16 protein-coding genes are annotated in these 16,773 nt (G+C 70.2%); 6 read left to right on the top strand and 10 right to left on the bottom strand.

Annotation, left to right across the window (positions count from 1 at the left end; all coding sequences use genetic code 11):
• Nucleotides 1–78: 78 nt before the first annotated feature.
• On the bottom strand, nucleotides 79–921 hold the full coding sequence (locus ACIBA9_RS27945) for a TetR/AcrR family transcriptional regulator C-terminal domain-containing protein (RefSeq protein ID WP_399367199.1): 843 nt from the start codon (nucleotides 919–921) through the stop codon (nucleotides 79–81).
• A 115-nt stretch (nucleotides 922–1,036) separates the two neighbouring features.
• On the opposite strand from ACIBA9_RS27945, the gene ACIBA9_RS27940 reads away from it, so the two are divergent.
• The 4 genes from ACIBA9_RS27940 (at nucleotide 1,037) to ACIBA9_RS27925 (ending at nucleotide 6,097) form a co-directional block, all read left to right on the top strand.
• Complete coding sequence (locus ACIBA9_RS27940; RefSeq protein ID WP_399367197.1) at nucleotides 1,037–1,921, top strand: siderophore-interacting protein; 885 nt, start codon at nucleotides 1,037–1,039, stop codon at nucleotides 1,919–1,921.
• 79 nt (nucleotides 1,922–2,000) lie between these two features.
• Nucleotides 2,001–2,984, top strand: coding sequence for an ATP-binding cassette domain-containing protein (locus tag ACIBA9_RS27935; RefSeq protein ID WP_399367195.1), 984 nt, complete (start codon nucleotides 2,001–2,003; stop codon nucleotides 2,982–2,984).
• Nucleotides 2,974–3,741: an ABC transporter permease gene (locus ACIBA9_RS27930; protein ID WP_362162267.1), complete on the top strand. Its 768-nt coding sequence runs from the start codon at nucleotides 2,974–2,976 to the stop codon at nucleotides 3,739–3,741. Before ACIBA9_RS27935 ends, ACIBA9_RS27930 begins: the two co-directional genes overlap by 11 nt.
• An 85-nt stretch (nucleotides 3,742–3,826) precedes the next feature.
• On the top strand, nucleotides 3,827–6,097 hold the full coding sequence (locus ACIBA9_RS27925) for an ATP-binding cassette domain-containing protein (RefSeq protein WP_399367192.1): 2,271 nt from the start codon (nucleotides 3,827–3,829) through the stop codon (nucleotides 6,095–6,097).
• Between the two features lie 125 nt (nucleotides 6,098–6,222).
• On the opposite strand, the gene ACIBA9_RS27920 is transcribed toward ACIBA9_RS27925, so the two are convergent.
• Nucleotides 6,223–6,480: a hypothetical protein gene (locus ACIBA9_RS27920; protein WP_399367190.1), complete on the bottom strand. Its 258-nt coding sequence runs from the start codon at nucleotides 6,478–6,480 to the stop codon at nucleotides 6,223–6,225.
• A gap of 50 nt (nucleotides 6,481–6,530) precedes the next feature.
• Entirely contained in the window at nucleotides 6,531–6,809 is a 279-nt protein-coding gene (locus ACIBA9_RS27915) for a hypothetical protein (protein ID WP_399367188.1), read from the bottom strand.
• A 310-nt stretch (nucleotides 6,810–7,119) separates the two neighbouring features.
• On the opposite strand from ACIBA9_RS27915, the gene ACIBA9_RS27910 reads away from it, so the two are divergent.
• Together ACIBA9_RS27910 and ACIBA9_RS27905 are read left to right on the top strand one after the other, a co-directional pair.
• A complete protein-coding gene (locus ACIBA9_RS27910; RefSeq protein ID WP_399367186.1) occupies nucleotides 7,120–7,704 on the top strand; it encodes a sigma-70 family RNA polymerase sigma factor in 585 nt (194 codons plus the stop codon).
• Nucleotides 7,701–8,450: an anti-sigma factor domain-containing protein gene (locus ACIBA9_RS27905; RefSeq protein ID WP_399367184.1), complete on the top strand. Its 750-nt coding sequence runs from the start codon at nucleotides 7,701–7,703 to the stop codon at nucleotides 8,448–8,450. The genes ACIBA9_RS27910 and ACIBA9_RS27905 overlap by 4 nt, the downstream gene beginning before the upstream one ends.
• 52 nt (nucleotides 8,451–8,502) lie before the next feature.
• On the opposite strand, the gene ACIBA9_RS27900 is transcribed toward ACIBA9_RS27905, so the two are convergent.
• From ACIBA9_RS27900 to ACIBA9_RS27870, 7 genes are all read right to left on the bottom strand, one after another.
• Nucleotides 8,503–9,309, bottom strand: coding sequence for a DUF1295 domain-containing protein (locus tag ACIBA9_RS27900; protein ID WP_399367181.1), 807 nt, complete (start codon nucleotides 9,307–9,309; stop codon nucleotides 8,503–8,505).
• Nucleotides 9,306–10,622 (bottom strand): class I SAM-dependent methyltransferase, encoded by a 1,317-nt coding sequence (locus ACIBA9_RS27895; protein WP_399367179.1) that lies wholly within the window; start codon nucleotides 10,620–10,622, stop codon nucleotides 9,306–9,308. The genes ACIBA9_RS27900 and ACIBA9_RS27895 overlap by 4 nt, the downstream gene beginning before the upstream one ends.
• Nucleotides 10,619–11,905: a class I SAM-dependent methyltransferase gene (locus tag ACIBA9_RS27890; protein ID WP_399367177.1), complete on the bottom strand. Its 1,287-nt coding sequence runs from the start codon at nucleotides 11,903–11,905 to the stop codon at nucleotides 10,619–10,621. Before ACIBA9_RS27890 ends, ACIBA9_RS27895 begins: the two co-directional genes overlap by 4 nt.
• Nucleotides 11,902–12,654, bottom strand: coding sequence for a DUF1365 domain-containing protein (locus ACIBA9_RS27885; RefSeq protein WP_399367175.1), 753 nt, complete (start codon nucleotides 12,652–12,654; stop codon nucleotides 11,902–11,904). Before ACIBA9_RS27885 ends, ACIBA9_RS27890 begins: the two co-directional genes overlap by 4 nt.
• Nucleotides 12,651–13,961, bottom strand: a complete 1,311-nt coding sequence (locus ACIBA9_RS27880; RefSeq protein ID WP_399367173.1) for an NAD(P)/FAD-dependent oxidoreductase — start codon at nucleotides 13,959–13,961, stop codon at nucleotides 12,651–12,653. The genes ACIBA9_RS27885 and ACIBA9_RS27880 overlap by 4 nt, the downstream gene beginning before the upstream one ends.
• Nucleotides 13,962–14,174: 213 nt before the next feature.
• Nucleotides 14,175–14,840: a fasciclin domain-containing protein gene (locus ACIBA9_RS27875; RefSeq protein ID WP_399367171.1), complete on the bottom strand. Its 666-nt coding sequence runs from the start codon at nucleotides 14,838–14,840 to the stop codon at nucleotides 14,175–14,177.
• Between the two features lie 91 nt (nucleotides 14,841–14,931).
• Nucleotides 14,932–16,563, bottom strand: a complete 1,632-nt coding sequence (locus ACIBA9_RS27870) for a sulfite oxidase (RefSeq protein WP_399367169.1) — start codon at nucleotides 16,561–16,563, stop codon at nucleotides 14,932–14,934.
• Between the last annotated feature and the right edge of the window lie 210 nt (nucleotides 16,564–16,773).

The raw sequence follows: 16,773 nt of genomic DNA, 5'->3' as shown, positions 1-16,773 counted from the left end.
GCACCTGGCGCGGGGGGGGGGCCGGCCCCCCCGCCCCCCCCCCCCCCCCCCCCCCCCCCCCCCCCCCCCACGACCCCGTCAGGGGGTGTCGGCCGAGGCGTGGAGCGTGCGGTCGGAGTCCGCCCGCGTCGCCGCCTCGACACCGTCGAGGATCAGGGCCAGGCCCACCCGGAACGCCTCCCTCGCCTCCTGCTCCATGGGTGACGCGGCGCAGCCCGCCTCCGTCTCGGTCATGGCGGCGAGACTCGCGGTCGACTCCAGGGCGGCGAGGGCGGGGAAGCGTTCGGTGAAGTCCGGCGCGAACTCCGCCATCAGAGCGGACCGCTGCGCCCACCACTCCTCATCGGGCACCCCGGTCTCCGGCGCCGCCTGCCGGTGTTCCGTCGCGACCAGGGCCACACCCCGCACGAACTGCATCAACACCGCGATGACCCGTCTGACGTGCAGGGGTTCCAGGCCGATTCCGGCCAGGATCCGCACCACCGTCTCCAGTCGCGCGTACTCGTTCGGCCCCAGTACGGGACGGGCCTGCGAGACCTGGAGCACCCAGGGGTGGCGCAGATAGAACGCCCACGTGTCGTCGGCCCAGGCGGTGATCGCCGGGCGCCAACCCTCGCTCGTGTCGTACTCCGTGGGCAGTTCGGCCAGCACCCGGTCGTGCATGAGGTCGACCAGTTCACTCTTGCTCGGCACGTACGTGTAGAGCGCCATGGCGGTCCGCCCGAGCCGGGTCCCGACCGCCCGCATGGACAGGGCCGCCATTCCCTGTTCGTCCGCCACCGCGACACCCGCGGCCGCGATCGTCTCCACGTCGAGTCCGGGTTTGGGCCCGGGTTTGGGAGCAGGCCCACCCGCTTCGGCCGATCGCCAGAGCAGGGACATGGATCGGCGGGCATCGCCCTGTCCGGCGAAAACAACCACCTTGCAACTCCTTACTGCATAAAGTAACCTCGCGAACGCATCTCTTTACGCTGTAAGGATACCAGCTGGGCGTCCGCCCGCCCCGGTATGCCCGTACGTTCGTGGAAGGTTTTCGATGGCAGAGCTACCCGTCACGTTCATCCAGGTCACCGACATCACACGCATCACTCCGCGGATGGCTCGCGTGACGTTCGAGGCCGACCACCTCGACGACTCCGTCGGCCTGACCCCGGACCAGCAGCTCAAGCTCTGCTTCCCCCGGCCCGGCCAGGAACGCCCCGTCCTGCCGGAGCAGAGCGACGACGCGACGGGCTGGTACCAGGCATTTCTGGCCATTCCGGAGGACGAGCGGCCCTGGATGCGCAGCTTCACCCTGCGCCGGCGCGTGCCCGGGACGAACACCGTCGCGGTCGACTTCGTACTGCACGGCGACAGCGGCCCGGCCGGCGCCTGGGCCGACTCCGCCCGCCCCGGCGACCGGCTCGGCATGGTCGGCCCCTCCGCCCTCTACGCCGGACCGGTCTCCCTGACGGACTCGATCGTCTCCGCCGACTGGCTGCTGCTCGCCGGCGACGAGACGGCACTGCCGGCCATCGGCACCCTGCTGGAGACCCTGCCCGAGCGGACCCGCGCCCAGGTCTACATCGAGGTCGCCGACCGCGCCGAGCAGCAGACCCTCCGCACGGCGGGCGACGTCACCCTGCACTGGCTGCACCGCGACGGAACCCCGGCCGGCCGCAGCGAAGCCCTGATCGAGGCCGTCCGCAAAGCCGAGTTCCCGCCCGGGCGCCCCTTCGCCTGGCTGGCCGGCGAGGCAGGCGTCGTCCGGACCCTGCGGCGCCACCTGGTCGACGACCGGGGGCTCGACAAGCGCGCGATCGACTTCAGCGGCTACTGGCGCGTCAAGCTCACCCAGGACGACGCCCCGACCGCCGACGACATGGCCGAGGCACAAGAGCGCCTCGCCGCGTACCAGGCGGCGGCCGATGGCCAGTCCTGACGAGCCGCGCCCCGGAGCCGGCATCCCGGCCGGACGCCGCGAGTCGACCGGACGACCACCGGGCCGAGAGAAGGACTTCATGATCACAGTACGAGGGCTCGCCCGCCGGTTCACCGTGCGCGGCCAAAGTGTCGAAGCGGTCAAGGGAATCGACTTCGACGTGGCGCCCGGGGAGGTGGTCGGATTCCTCGGCCCCAACGGAGCGGGCAAGACCACGACCTTACGGATGCTCACGACCCTGCTGCGCCCCACCGGCGGAACCGGAACCGTGGCCGGCTGCGACCTGCTGACGGACCCCCAGGGCGTCCGGCGCAGGATCGGCTGCGTCCACCAGGGCGGCGCCACCTGGCCCGAGTCCAGGGTCGCCGAGGAGATCGAACTCCAGGCCCGGCTCTATGGCCTGTCCCGGTCCGAGGCCAGACGGCGCGGGGCCCTGCTCGCCGAGCGGCTCGACCTCGCCGGCCTGGACCAGCGCCCCGTCAAGACGCTCTCCGGCGGTCAGCGCCGCCGGCTCGACATCGCTCTCGGACTGGTCCACGAACCGACGCTCGTCTTCCTTGACGAGCCCACCACCGGGCTCGATCCGCAGAGCCGGGCCAACCTCTGGGACCACGTCCGCCGCCTGCGCTCCGAGCAGGGCACGACCGTCTTCCTCACCACGCACTACCTCGACGAGGCCGACGCGCTGTGCGACCGGATCCTCGTCACCGACCACGGCACGATCGTCGCCGAGGGAACCCCCGACGCACTCAAGGCCCGGGTCGCCGGCGACGCGATCACCATCGAGGTGACCGACCAGGTCGCGGAGGCGGCCGACGTCGCCGGGCGGCTGACCGGCGCGAGCGAGGTGAGCGTCGACGGCGACACGGTGCGCTTCCGGGTGCCCCGCGGCGACGCCGCCCTGCCGGAACTGCTGCGCACCCTCGACGGCCGGGGGATCACCATGGCCTCGGTCAAGGTCAACCGGCCCACCCTCGACGACGTGTTCCTCAGCCTGACCGGACGCTCCCTGCGGGACGGCGACCCCGCGCCTGAGGCCAGGGAGGCCGCCCATGCTGCGTGACACCCAACTGATCTTCGTGCGGGACATGAAGCTCGCGCTGCGCAGCCCGACCTGGCTGCTCATCGGGATCATGCAGCCGCTTTTGTACCTGTTCCTCTTCGGACCCCTCATGGTGTCCGTGGTCGACCACACCCCCGGGTTCCCGCCCGGCGGCGCCTGGGAGGTCCTCACCCCGGCCCTCATCGTCCAGACGGCACTGTTCAGCGGCTCCTTCGCCGGGGTGGGACTGCTCACCGAGTACCGGGTCGGCGTCGTCGACCGCTTCCGCGGCACGCCCGCGAGCAGGGCCGCCCTGCTGTTCGGCAAGGTCCTGGCCCAGGCCGTGCAGGCCACCGCGCAGTCCGTGCTGATCGTGCTGGTGACGCTGCTCGTCTTCGACGTCGACGTCTCACCGACCGGGCTGCTGCTCAGCCTGGCGATCGCCGCGGTCCTGGCCATCACGCTGTCCTCGGGATCGTACGCACTGGCGATGGTTCTCAAGAGCGAGGCCGCGTTCCCGGCGCTGATGAACGCCGTGCTCCTGCCGCTTCTGCTGCTGTCCGGGGTGCTGCTGCCTGTCTCCGAGCAACTTGCGCCCGGCTGGCTGTACAACCTGGCCCGGATCAACCCCCTGACCCATGTGGTCGACGCCGAACGCGCGGCGTTCCGGGGGGACATGAACGCCACGGGGCTGCTGACCGGCTCCCTCGTGCTGCTGGTCATGGCAGTCCTCGCCCTGTTGTGGGGCACGCGGACCTTCCGCAAGGAGAACGCCTGACGGCACCGCCCGCAGGCCACATGAGACCGGGCTCCCCCTTACATCCCCCGGAGGGGGAGCCCACCCGCACCAGCAAGGAGCACACGTGAGGACCGACGTCATCAAGGTGACCGGTGCCAGGGAGAACAACCTCAAGAACGTCTCGCTTCGGATCCCGAGACAGCAACTGACCGTCTTCACCGGTGTCTCCGGCTCGGGCAAGTCGTCCCTGGTGTTCGACACCCTCGCGGCCGAGGCCCAGCGGCAGCTCAACGAGACCTTCAGCGCGTTCGTCCGGACCTTCCTGCCCGACTACGGGCGGCCGGACATGGACGCCGTCGAGAACATCTCCGCGGCCGTCGTCATCGACCAGAAACGCCTGGGCGGCAACCCGCGCTCCACCGTCGGCACGGTCACCGACCTCAACCCGCTGCTGCGTCTGCTGTTCTCCCGGGCCGGCGATCCCGCGGGCCTGCCGCCGAGCGCGTTCTCCTTCAACGATCCCCAGGGCATGTGCCCCGCCTGCGAGGGCCTCGGCAGGACTGTCCGCCTCGACCTCGACGCGTTCCTCGACCGCACCAGGTCCCTGAACCAGGGCGCCCTGCTGCACCCGGACTTCTCCACCGCCGGCTGGTACTGGCTGAGCTATGTGGAGTCCGGCCTGTTCGACAACGACAAACCGCTGGCCGACTTCACCGAGCGGGAATGGCAGCTGCTGCTGCACGGCGAACTGCCGGACAAGCTCCGCCTCCTCTGGCAGGGCAACACCCTCAACGTCCGCTACGAAGGCCTCGTCGACAAGTTCACCCGGCTCTACGTCAAGAAGGAGGACATGTCCGAGCGCGGCCGCCGGGTCTTCCAGCGGTTCGCCCGCACCGCCTCCTGCCCCGACTGCGACGGCACCCGCCTCGCGCCCACCGCGCTGGCCACCCGGATCGGCGGCCACCACATCGCGGACCTCACCGCGATGGAGGCCCAGCACCTCGCACACGTCCTGGCGGAGCTGGACCTGCCGCGGGTGAAACCGGTCCTGGACGACCTGACCACCCGTCTGCAGCACCTGGTCGACATCGGACTCGGGTACCTGAGCCTGGACCGGGAGACCCGCACGCTCTCGGGCGGCGAGTCCCAGCGGATCAAGATGGTCCGGCATCTGTCCAGCAGTCTCACCGAGATGCTGTACGTGTTCGACGAGCCGAGCATCGGCCTGCACCCCCGGGACGTGCACCGGCTCAAGGAACTCCTCATCGCGTTGCGGGACAAGGGCAACACGGTGCTCGTGGTCGAGCACGACCCCGACGTCATGGCCATCGCGGACCATGTGGTCGACATGGGCCCGAAAGCCGGGGCGCTCGGCGGCGAAGTGGTCTTCGAGGGCAGCTTCGACGCACTCACCCGTGCCGACACCCTCACCGGGCGCCACCTCCAGCACCGACTGCCTCTCAAGACCGAACCCCGGCGCGCCACCGGCACGCTCACCGTCACCGACGCGACGAGCCACAACCTCATGAACGTGACGGTCGGCTTCCCCACCGGCGTCCTGACGGTCGTCACCGGCGTGGCCGGGTCGGGCAAGAGCACGCTGGTCAACGAGGAGTTCCTCGGCCGGTACCCCGACGCGATCGTCATCGACCAGTCGGCGGTGACCACCAGCCGGCGCTCCAACACCGCCACCTACACCGGCCTGATGGACCCGATCCGCAAACTGTTCGCCAGCGCCAACAAGGTCAGCGCCTCCCTGTTCAGCGCCAACTCCAAGGGCGCCTGCCCCAACTGCCAGGGGCTCGGCGTCCTCTACACCGACCTGGCGTTCATGGACACGCTGAAATCAGTGTGCGAGGTGTGCCGAGGCCGCCGCTTCTCCGAGGACGTCCTCGGCCACCGCCTGCGGGGCAGGTCCATCAGCGACGTCCTGGAGATGACGACGGCCGAGGCGGCGGACTTCTTCACGGAGCCCAAGCTCCGCCCCGTCCTGCACGCCCTGAACGAGGTGGGGCTGGACTACCTTCGCCTCGGCCAGCCGCTCAGCACCCTGTCCGGCGGCGAGTGCCAGCGACTCAAGCTCGCGGCCGACCTGCACCGCGTCGGAAGCGTCTACGTCATGGACGAACCCACCACGGGTCTGCACATGTCGGATGTCCACCGCCTCCTCGGCATCATCGAGCGCCTCGTCGACCAGGGCAATACCGTCATCGTCATCGAGCACAACCTCGACGTCGTCCGGAGCGCCGACTGGATCATCGACCTCGGCCCCGAAGGGGGCAGCGGCGGCGGACGAATCCTGTTCGAAGGAATTCCGGCCGATCTTCTGAAGTCCACCGACTCCCACACCGCCGCGCACCTTCGGCAGGACCTTTCGCATGCGGGACGCGTCTGATCATCGGGGCCGGGGCGGCAACGCAATCCGCGGTGCTCTGGGTGCACTTGGCCGACTCGACCACCACACCACGCCCCAACCGCTCGGGCACCTCACGGCCGAAGAGGTGTCCCGTCCTCCGACAGCTACTCGGTGGTGATCACCCAGATGAGATCGCAAACCCTGATCTGGAGTTCGTCCGGATAGATGCTGTAGTTGAAAAACACGGGATCGTTGAACACGGCCATGCTGTACCAAGTGACACCGCGAATGGGCATGGGCAGCCCTGGTGGCTGTCTGCCGGATTCGACTGCACTGCCGACTTCCAGCGCCAGGGCATTCAAGAACCGCACGATGTTGTCGTGTAGATCCACGAAGCCTGAGGCGCGCATCTGGCTGAGCACTTTCGACGCAGTGATCTGCGCGACTGCGGTCCACCCCTTTGACCCCGGATTCATCGCTCTTCCGTCTCCGGCTCGAGCTCGACGAGTCCAACGCCCGCGACCGTGTCATCCAGACGCTGGTCCCGGCCCGGCACCGTTTCAAACATCGCTTCGAGCCACCACGTCATCAGCGCGGCATCCAGTTCGGTTCCCTGTCGAGCGTGGCGCACAACAGTGTGAAACTCATCGCGCCGGGCGGGGGGGAGCGCGTCGGTGATAGCGGCGATGGTGCGTGGGATCACCTCTGTCCGGGTGCTGCCCTGCTGTGGATACTCGTCCTTCGCGCTCACTCGCGTCCCCTCGCGGAATCGGTCCCTGCAGACGTGCCGCTCACTGTACGTCCGTGGTCCGTCACGCGAGTCGAGTATGCGGAATGTCCGATATCAACTGATCCCGCAATCGCCGGACGGGTCCTGTCGCCGACCGGAGCAAGACGGTGGCCAGACGGCTGACCTGCCCAGCGGCCGGTGGGCGACTCCTGGCCGGGTGACGATACCGGCGAGACCCGCCGGCGTCGCACGTATGCGACCAATCCTCGGCTCGCGTGGCCTCGGATTACCCAGGGCTGTTCCGCCCCACCGCGCCTATGGGAGAGCCATTGTGAAGGAACCGGTTCATATCGGCAGTAATCCGACCGCCAAACCTGATCTGCAACAGCTGGTCCATGAGGTGGCGCTGGGTGATCAGGAGGCTTTCGCCGCGGTCTACGACGTCGTGGCCGGCTCCGTCCTCGGAGTCGCCCGTGCGGTTCTGCGTGATCAGGCGCAGTCGGAGGAGGTGGCGCAGGAGGTGCTGGTGGAGGTGTGGCGCACCGCCCCCCGCTACCGGCCCGAACGCGGCACGGCCATCAACTGGATCCTCACCCTCGCCCACCGGCGGGCGGTGGACCGGGTCCGCTCGGTGGAGGCCGCGGCGGCCCGTGACACCAAGGCTGCGTTGCTCGAGCATCAACCGGCATACGACGAGGTGACCGAGCAGGTGGAAACGCGGCTGGAGCAGGAGCAGGTGAGGCGCTGCATGCGCACCCTGACCGAGCTGCAGCGCCAGTCGGTCACGCTCGCCTACTACCGGGGGCTGACCTACCGGGAGGTCGCCGAAGCACTCGCCCTGCCGCTCGGGACCGTGAAGACCCGGCTGCGCGACGGGCTCATCCGACTCCGCGACTGCCTGGGGGTGACCGCATGACCACGACCGATCTGCACGCGCTGACCGGCGCCTACGCCGTGCACGCGCTGGATGGTGAGGAACGGGCCGCCTTCGAGTGTCACCTGGCCGGCTGTGACGCCTGTCGGCAGGAGGTCGCCGAATTCACCGCCACTGCCGGACGTCTGGCCCTGGCTTCCACGGTGCGCGCGCGCCCCGTGATGCGGGAGCAGGTACTGCAGCACATCACGACCGTGCGGCAGGTGCCGCCTGGGGCCGCCCCGCTGGAGCGGGTGCGCCGTGGCGCACGCCGGGGGCGTGGTCTGGCCCGGTGGGCGCTGGCCGCGAGTGTGGCCGCCGCTGCCGCGTTCGGTGGAACCGCCGTCTGGCAGTACGAGCGTGCCCAGGACGCATCACGCGCGGCCGCCCAGGCGCAGCGGCACGTCGAGGACCTGGCGGGGGTGCTGGCCGCGCCTGATGCCAGGTCTCGTTCGGTGAAGGCGGCGGGCGGTACGGGCACCCTGGTGGTTTCCGCCGGCCGGGACCGGGCCGTGTTCGTCGCCTCGGGGATGTCGGCGCCGCCGCGGGGCAAGGTGTACCAGCTGTGGTTCGCCGACGGTGGGAAGATGCGCTCCGCCGGCCTGATGGACCCCGACCGCAGTCGCCAGGCCGTCCTGATGCAGGGTGCGGTCGACGGTGCCTCCGGAGTCGGCATCACGGTGGAGCCGACCGGTGGATCGAAGCAGCCGACCTCGACGCCGGTCGCCCTGCTCGGCGTGCCGGTGTGAGGGTCCGCGTGGGAAGCCCATCCGCCTGTGGTCCGGGCTTCCCACGCGGTTCTCAGCCTCGACGCGGCGGCCGAGGGAAGAAGCCGCTGGTACGGGCCACGTACGCGTCCCACCCAGGACGGCCGGCCATGTGCCGCTCCAGCAGCCGTTTCCCGCTTCCGCTGATCAGCAGTCCACTCATCACCAGCGGTGAGACGACGGACACGACAGCGGCCTGCCATCCGCCGTCGCACCCCACGAGGAACAGGCCCCACCAGACGCAGAAGTCCCCGAAGTAGTTCGGGTGCCGGGTCAACCGCCACAGACCCTGGTCCATGATCCGGCCACGGTTGGCCGGGTTCGCCTTGAAACGGGCCAGCTGGGCGTCGCCCACGGTCTCGAAGGACAGCCCGACAACCCAGACGGCCGAGCCGGCGAAGGCCAGGGCGGACAGCGGCCGGGGCGCATACTGGGCCGCTTGCACCGGCAGGGACACCAGCCACACCAGGGCCCCCTGCAACAGGTAGATCATCCGCAGGGCGTACAGATTCCGGTTGCCTCGCGCGCGGGCCAGCATCGCCTCATACCGCGGGTCCTCGCCGTGGCCGCCGCCCCGGCGCGCGATGTGCACCGCGAGCCTCAGCCCCCATACGACGGTGAGGACGGTCACCAGCACACGCCGGGCCGGATCACCCTGGCCCCCGGAGAGGCCGAAGGTCATCACGCCCACGGCTGCGAAGGCTACCCCCCAGGCGATGTCGACGACACGGTGTACGCCCAGGTTCCACGCGATGGCGAAGGTGCCGAGCATGACCGCCAGGGACGTTGCCGCGGCCCATCCGAGGTTGGCACTGAACGCGTCCCAGGTGAACGCAGTCACTGCTCCTCCAGCTGCTGGTACCAGGCGGCCGCTTCCGCCCCGTTCAGACCACTGCCGCCCGTGGCACCAGGGCGTACGGCGAGGAACTGGTCCACCCCCATGCGCCGCTCCTCGAAAGCCAGGGCCCCGCCGACCAGGTACAGCCGCCACACCCGGGCCGTCTCCTCACCCACCAGCCGCACGAAGTCCGCCCACCGTTCCTCCAGCGTGCGGTGCCAGGCGTTGACGGTGCGCACGTAGTGCTCGCGCAGCGACTCCACCGACCGGACCTCGAGGCCCGCCGCCTCCAGCAGGCCGACGGTCTCGCCCATGGGCCGCATGTGCATGTCCGGGGCGATGTACGCCTCGATGAACGCACCCCCGCCCGGGGCGCTCGCGCCGCGGGACATCTGCTGGACCAGCACGCGCCCCTGGGGGCGGACCAGCCGGTGCAGGGAGGCGGCGAAGGCGGGGTATTCGTCGTCTCCGACGTGCTCGCCCATCTCGATGGTGGCGACGGCGTCGTAGGCGGAGCCGGTGATGTCCCGGTAGTCCTGGCACACCACCTCCACCCGGTGCTCCAGCCCCCGGACGCGGACCTGCTCGCGCACGTACGCGGCCTGCTGCCGGGCCAGGGTGACGGCGGTGACCTGCGTCTTGTGCTGCTCGGCCGCGTACAGGGTCAGTGACCCCCAGCCGCAGCCGATGTCCAGCAGCCGGGCTCCGGGCACGAGGCCGAGCTTGCGGCAGATCAGCTCCAGCTTCGCGCGCTGCGCCTTGGCCGGGTCGGCCTCGGGTTCTTCGTTCGTCCAGTAGCCGCAGGAGTAGGCCATCGTCTCGTCGAGCAGCAGACGGTAGAAGTCGTTGGACAGGTCGTAGTGGTGGCTGATCGCTGCTCGGTCGCGGGCCTTGCTGTGCAGGCCGCCGCGCAGTCGTGCCTGAGTGGCGGGGGCGGGTGGGCGCGGGCCGACGGCGCCGAGCCGCACCGCCTCGGCAACGGCGCGGGTCCAGTCGGTCGGGGAAAGCCGGGGCGCGTGCAGGCCCCGCTCCCGCACGCCGGCCCACATAGCGTGCAGCCCCTGGGCCAGATCGCCCTCCACCTCGAGTTCGCCGGTGATGTATGCCTGGGCGAGGCCGAGTTCACCGGGCTGCCACAGCAGGCGGCGCAGCGCGCGCCGGGAGCGCACGACGACCACGGGAGCGTCGGCGGGTCCGGTCTCGCTGCCGTCCCAGGTACGCAGCCGCACCGGCAGTGGACCGCCGAGCGCGTCCTCGGCAAGGGCGGCCAGCCGGTGTGCAGCGCCGGTGCGAGCGGGGGTGCGGGTGGTCGTCATCGCGCCGACTTCTCCTTGGTGAACAGGTAGTGCTGGACGTCGAGGTAGCCGGATCGGAAGCCGGCCTCGGAGTAGGCCAGGTAGAAGGTCCACAGCCGGCGGAACGTCTCGTCGAAGCCGAGGGCGGCGACCTCGTCGGCGCGGTCGGTGAACCGCTCTCGCCACAGGCGCAGCGTTTCGGCGTAGTGCGCGCCGAAGCCGTCCCGGGCGGCCACGTCCAGGCCCGTGTGCTCACGAACCGCTTGTTCGATGGCCTGGGAGGAGGGGATCAGGCCGCCGGGGAAGATGTACTTCTGGATCCACGTGTGGGTGTCACGGCTGGCCAGCATCCGTTCGTGCGGCATGGTGATGGCCTGAAGCGCCACCCGGCCGCCCGGCGCCAGGCGCTCGTCGAGGATGCGGAAGTAGACGGGCCAGAACTCGGCGCCGACGGCCTCGATCATCTCCACGCTGACGATCGCGTCGTACGTGCCGCGTGCCTCCCGGTAGTCGCACAGTTCGATCGAGACCCGGTCGGCGAGTCCCGCCTCGCACACGCGGTTCAGGGCCAGTGCGCGTTGTTCCGTGGACAAGGTGAGCGAGGTGACGTGCGCGCCGCGGGCGGCGGCCCGCAGGGCAAGTTCACCCCAGCCCGTGCCGATCTCCAGCACACGGCTGCCCTCGCGGACACCGGCCAGGTCGAGCAGCCGGTCGATCTTGCGGTGCTGGGCGGCGGCCAGCAGCGACCAGTCGGCGGGAAAGCCACGGAACACGGCCGAGGAGTAGCTGAGCGTCTCGTCCAGGAAGAGTGCGAAGAGGTCATTCGACAGGTCGTAGTGACGGCTGATGTTGCTGCGCGACCCGTGCGGGGTGTTGCGCTGCGCGGGGGGCTGCCGTTGCGCCCACAGGCCGCGCAGCCGCTGCAACGGGGCCGGAATCAAGTCGGCGGCATGGGCGGCGAGCACAGTGAGCGCACCGACCGGATCGGGTGCATCCCACTCGCCGGCCATGTACGACTCACCGAAGCCGATGAGCCCGCAGGTCCCGATGCGGTCGAAGAACGCCTTCGCATCGTGCACCTCTATCAGCGGGCCGCCCAGGCCGAGGGTGGCTCCTTCGGCGAACCGCACGCGCAGGGGCAGTCGCCGCAGAGCGCGTTCCAGTACGGACGCGGTGACGGCCCGTACCGGCCAGGACGCCCTGGGCACGGCGGCCACATCGGGCCAGCGGTCGGCGTCGACGGGCGCGGTCCGCTGACTGCCGGGGCGGTGGCGGGCGGTGAGAGGGGGTTCGACTTGGGTCATGACGCACTCTCCGGGGTGCGGTGGCCCGGGCGCGGCTGCACCGGCAGGCCCCGCAGAAACAGGCGGATGCCGTGGAAGCGGATGGCGGCCGACACCCTCAGGGTCGACCAGGGATGGCGCAGGGCCAGGCCCAGCAAGACCGGGGCCGTCGCCTCGCGGCGCCTGCCGTGGACAGCTGCTGTGAAGGGCGGGCTGCCGGGCCGCTGCAGCCGTATGGACAGACGCAAGTGCTCACCGGGGGGCGGAAGCCGCATCTCGTAGTGGCCGTCCACCGGGTTGAACGGCGATACGTAGAAGGCTTTGGCGGCGGTTGCGGTGCCGGCCGTGTCGGGGTGCAGCAGGTAGGCGTGGCGCTCGCCGTAGGTGTTGTGGACCTCCGCCACCACACAGCGCAGGCCGCCGTCGGGGCGGTAGCACCAGTACAGGGTCAGCGGGTTGAAGACGTGTCCGAGGATCCGCGCGTGGGCGAGCATCAGCACCCGGCCGCCGCGCAGATCGATGCCATGCTCGTCCAGGAAGCCGTCGAGGGCGGCCCTGATCGACGGGGCACGGCCCGTGAAGTGGTCGCGGGCGCTGATGCGGGCGAGCGGACGCGGCAGCACGGGCAGGTCGTCGAGGTCGACGAGCCACAGGTAGGTGCGGTGCCGCAACGTGTATCGCTGGGGTGCCCGGCGTACGTGGATGATCGTGCACGGGTACAGGGCCGGCGGTCCCGGCCGTGCCGGTCGCCTGCCGGGGAAAACGGTCACCAGCTCACTCCCAGGGCGGCGGCGGCCTTCACGCCGCTGCGACAGCCGTCTTCGTGGAACCCCCAGCCGTGATAGGCACCCGCGAACGCGGTGACGGCGGTGTTCAGTTCGGGCAGGCGTCGCTGGGCGGCGACCGACTCGGGCGTGTAGACGGGATGTTCGTAGGTCATGCGGGCCAGGACCAGGTCCGGATCGACGCGGTCCTGGCCGCCGAGGGTGACGAGGTAGGTCTGGGCGGCATCCAGGCGTTGCAGCCGGTTCATGTCGTAGCTCACCCGCACCCGGTCGGCGCCGGCCCGGCAGCCTGGCATCAGATAGTTCCAGGAGGCGCGGGCCCCGCTCGCCCGCGGCAGCAGGGAGGTGTCGGTGTGCAGCAGGGTGGCGTTGCGGGAGTAGCGGAAGGCGCCGAGGATCTCCTTCTCGTCCGGGTTGGCGTCGGCGAGCAGGTGCAGCGCCTGGCCGGGGTGGGTGGCGATGACGATGTGGTCGTAGGAGGCGGTGGTGCCGTCGGCGGCGGTCACGTCCACGCCGTCCGTGCGCCGGACCACTGACCGTACGGGGGTGCCGACGCGTACCTCGTGCAGGCCGGCGGCGATCCGGTCGACGTACGTTTTCGAGCCGCCTGTGACGGTCCGCCACACCGGTGACCCGGTGACCGAGAGCATGCCGTGGTGGGCCAGGAACCGGAACAGATACGCCGCCGGATACTCAAGGGCCGTCTGCGCGTCGCAGGACCACACCGCGGACACGACCGGCGTCATGAAGTGGGCGCGGAAGTAGGACGAGAATCCGGCCGCGTCCAGGAAGGCGCCGAGCGTCAGCGTCTCATCGGCTCCGCTCTCCAGGAGGCGCCGGGCGGCGCGGTGGAAGCGCGGCACCTCGGCCAGCATGCGCAGGTACGGCCCGCGCAGGGTGTTGCGGGGCTGGGCGAGCAGTCCGCGAAGGCCACTGGCGCCTGCGTACTCCAGTCCGCAGCCCTCGCACCGTACGGACATGCTCATCTCCGACTCCTGTGTGGCCACGCCGAGTTCGCGGAAGAGGCGCAGGAGGCTGGGGTAGGTGCGGCGGTTGTGCACGATGAAACCGGAGTCGACGCGGTGGGTGCGTCCGTCGGAGGCGGTCAGGTCGTGGGTGTGGGCGTGGCCGCCCAGCCGTTCGTCGACCTCGTAGAGGGTGACATGGTGGGCGCGGCCCAGGATGTGAGCCGCGGTCAGTCCCGCTACTCCGCTGCCGATGACGGCCGTGCGGCGCCGACTCTCGGCGCGGGAGCTCCGCGCGTTCGACGCCGCATCGGACGGTTGTTCCATGATGGTGTCTCCCTCCCCGGACGGGTGAACGACAAGGTCAGAGGGCTGGGCTGCAGCCCCGGGGGTCTGCAGCCCAGCCCTCTGATGAGGGACACCCGCCAGGCCCTGCCGGTCGGGCGTCTGGCGGGTGCCCCGGCCAGGAGGACGCGTGCCGCCTGAGTCGCTCCCGTCAAGGCGACCGGGCAGGACGCGCGTCCTCGGCTCGCGGTGGTGTCAGCTCTTGGGCATCAGGACGTGGTCGATGATGTAAACGTTGGCGTTGGCGGTTTTGACGTTGCCGCAGACGACCTTGGCGGAGTCGTTGACGGTGTAGGACTCGCCCGAGCCGGATGTCATGACCTTGGACTTCTCCAGCGTGTCGAAGGAGCCGTTCTCCAGGTCCTTCGGTGTGAGCTTCCTGCCGACGACGTGGTAGGTGAGGATCTTCGTCAGCTGGGCCTTGTCGTTCAGCACCTTGTCCAGGGTGGCCTTCGGGATCTTGTTGAAGGCGTCGTTGGTCGGCGCGAACACGGTGACGTTCTCTGCGTTGTTGAGGGTGTCGACCAGGCCCGCCTTCTTCACCGCGGTCACGAGGGTGGACAGTGCGGGGTTGTTGGAGGCGGCGGTGGCGACCGGGTCCTTGGCCATGCCGTCGAAGGAGCCGGCGCCGTTCTTCGGCACGGCGGAACAGGCGGGGCCGAACGGCTGGTCCATGCTGCTCGCGTTGCTGCTCGAGCCGCTGCCCATGTCGTCGCTGCTCTTGGTGGCGGGAGCCGATGCCTTGTTCGAGGAGTCGGACTTGCCCGAGTCGCTGCTGCCGGTGGAGCAGGCGGTCAGGGCCAGGGGCAGCACGGCGGCCGCGGCGAAGAGTCCGGCGCTACGGCGGATACGGGTGTTCATCGTGTTCTCCTGTCGGAAGGTGCAGCGTGATCCGGCTGCGCTTGTGGTGTTGCGGAACGGTGGTTGGGGAGGGGCACAGGGCCTCTTGTGATCACTCGACGGTCACTACGACGGAGTGCCATCCGCCGGCGCCGTCGGGGATGGTGCGGGTGCGTTTGTCGGTCTGCACCGTGCCGGTGCGGTCGGTGGCGCGGACGGTGAGGGTGTGGCCGCCCTTGGTGGCCTGCCAGGGAAGGGACCACTGGCGCCAGGTGTCGCGGGTGTCCTCGGCGGCCAGGTCGGTTTCTTGCCAGGGGCCGTCGTCGATGCGGACCTCGACCTTGTCGATGCCCCGGTGCTGGGCCCAGGCGACTCCGGCGATCATCACCGTGCCGGCCTTGGGCCGGGCGAAGGGCTTGGGGGTGTCGATCCGCGAGGCGGTCTTGATCGGGGCCTTGCGGGCCCATCCGCGCTTGACCCAGTACGGGTCGTAGGAGTCGAACGTGGTGAGCTCGATGTCCTTGATCCACTTGCAGGCGGAGACGAATCCGTACAGGCCCGGGACGATCATGCGCACGGGGAAGCCGTGGTCGAAGGGCAGCGGTTCGCCGTTCATGCCGAGGGCGAGCATGGCATCGCGGCCGTCCATGAGGTCCTCGACCGGGCTGCCGATCGTCATGCCGTCCACCGACCGGGACACCAACTGGTCTGCCGGACCGCCCCGGGACGGAGGCTTGATGCCGCATTCGGCGAGCAGTTCGGCCAGCCGTACGCCGATCCAGCGGGCGTTGCCCACATAGGGGCCACCGACCTCGTTGGAGACGCAGGTCAGGGTGATGTCCCGTTCCATCAGCTCCCTGCGCAGCAGGTCGTCGAAGGTGTATGTGCGGGGACGTTGTACGCCCCTGCCGTGGATCCGCAGCCGCCAGGCGGTGGCGTCCACCTTGGGCACCACCAGTGCGGTGTCCACCCGGTAGAAATCGGGGTTGGGGGTGACGAAGGAGCTGATCCCTGGGACGCGGATTCCGGCCCTCTTGGGGACCGGTTGCGCCGGTGACCCGGGAGAAGGCAGTACGAGCCTTTTACGGGAGGCGATCGCGTCCTGGCTGCGCGAGGCGTTCAGGGACCGGCCGACCGCGCCGACCGCGGCAGAGGCCGCTGCCGCGGATGTGGCCGCGAGGACGAAGCCCCTGCGGTCCCAGCCTGAGGACGGGGAGGGAGCGTCTCCCGCTTCCTCGGTCGCCGACTCGGATGTCGACGCTGCCGGCCGCCTCACCGCGGTGAGGCGGCCCACCAGCACGTACAAGACCGCCGCTCCGGCAACGGCCCCGACGACGGATGGGAGTGCGTCGGTGAGGCTGCCGGAGTCGGGGCGGCTGACGGCGGCTGTCGCCCCGACGACTCCGAAGAGAAGGATCCCGGCGGCTCCGACCCGCCGATACCGCACTGCCAGCGCACCCGGCACCAGGGCCAGCACGGCCAGCACGACGAGGATGCCGAGCTGCAGCACGAGCTTGTCGTTGGTGCCGAAGTGGCGGATCGCCCAGTCCTTGACCGCAGCGGGCGTTGCGTCGATGGAGGCGCCGCCCACCGCGATGACCGGACTGGACTGCGGACGCACCGCTGCCGCGACCAGCTCGGCCACCGCCAGCGCTGTGAAGCCGGCCAGCACCCCGCTCAGCGCACCCAGCGCCAGGCGCGGCCACCCTGGCCGTACTCGCTGATCCTTCTCTTCGTCCCTCACGGGGGGAATCCGGTTCTGCCCGCAGGCCGGATTGGTCTTGGACCTGATCAGGTGAAAAAAGATCGCAGACCAATCCACCGTGCATTCCGCTACGGATTACCCAGTTGAGCGCCGGCAAGCATCGCCGGACTCGCTCCCCTGGGGCATGCGTTGCACTGCTCGGAGGCGCCTGCGCGAGCTTCAGGCGCCCTCGGCGCACTCACCGTGCTG

Source organism: Streptomyces sp. NPDC051452 (assembly GCF_044454765.1).
GTDB lineage: Bacteria > Actinomycetota > Actinomycetes > Streptomycetales > Streptomycetaceae > Streptomyces.
This window is presented reverse-complemented; position numbering and strand designations above follow the sequence as displayed.

Excerpts from the sequence above, each read along its gene's own strand:
- ACIBA9_RS27940 (WP_399367197.1), top strand. The coding sequence starts at position 1,037 with ATGGCAGAGCTACCCGTCACGTTCATCCAGGTCACCGACATCACACGC.
- ACIBA9_RS27935 (WP_399367195.1), top strand. The coding sequence starts at position 2,001 with ATGATCACAGTACGAGGGCTCGCCCGCCGGTTCACCGTGCGCGGCCAA.
- ACIBA9_RS27930 (WP_362162267.1), top strand. The coding sequence starts at position 2,974 with ATGCTGCGTGACACCCAACTGATCTTCGTGCGGGACATGAAGCTCGCG.
- ACIBA9_RS27905 (WP_399367184.1), top strand. The coding sequence starts at position 7,701 with ATGACCACGACCGATCTGCACGCGCTGACCGGCGCCTACGCCGTGCAC.
- ACIBA9_RS27895 (WP_399367179.1), bottom strand. The coding sequence starts at position 10,622 with ATGACGACCACCCGCACCCCCGCTCGCACCGGCGCTGCACACCGGCTG.
- ACIBA9_RS27890 (WP_399367177.1), bottom strand. The coding sequence starts at position 11,905 with ATGACCCAAGTCGAACCCCCTCTCACCGCCCGCCACCGCCCCGGCAGT.
- ACIBA9_RS27880 (WP_399367173.1), bottom strand. The coding sequence starts at position 13,961 with ATGGAACAACCGTCCGATGCGGCGTCGAACGCGCGGAGCTCCCGCGCC.
- ACIBA9_RS27875 (WP_399367171.1), bottom strand. The coding sequence starts at position 14,840 with ATGAACACCCGTATCCGCCGTAGCGCCGGACTCTTCGCCGCGGCCGCC.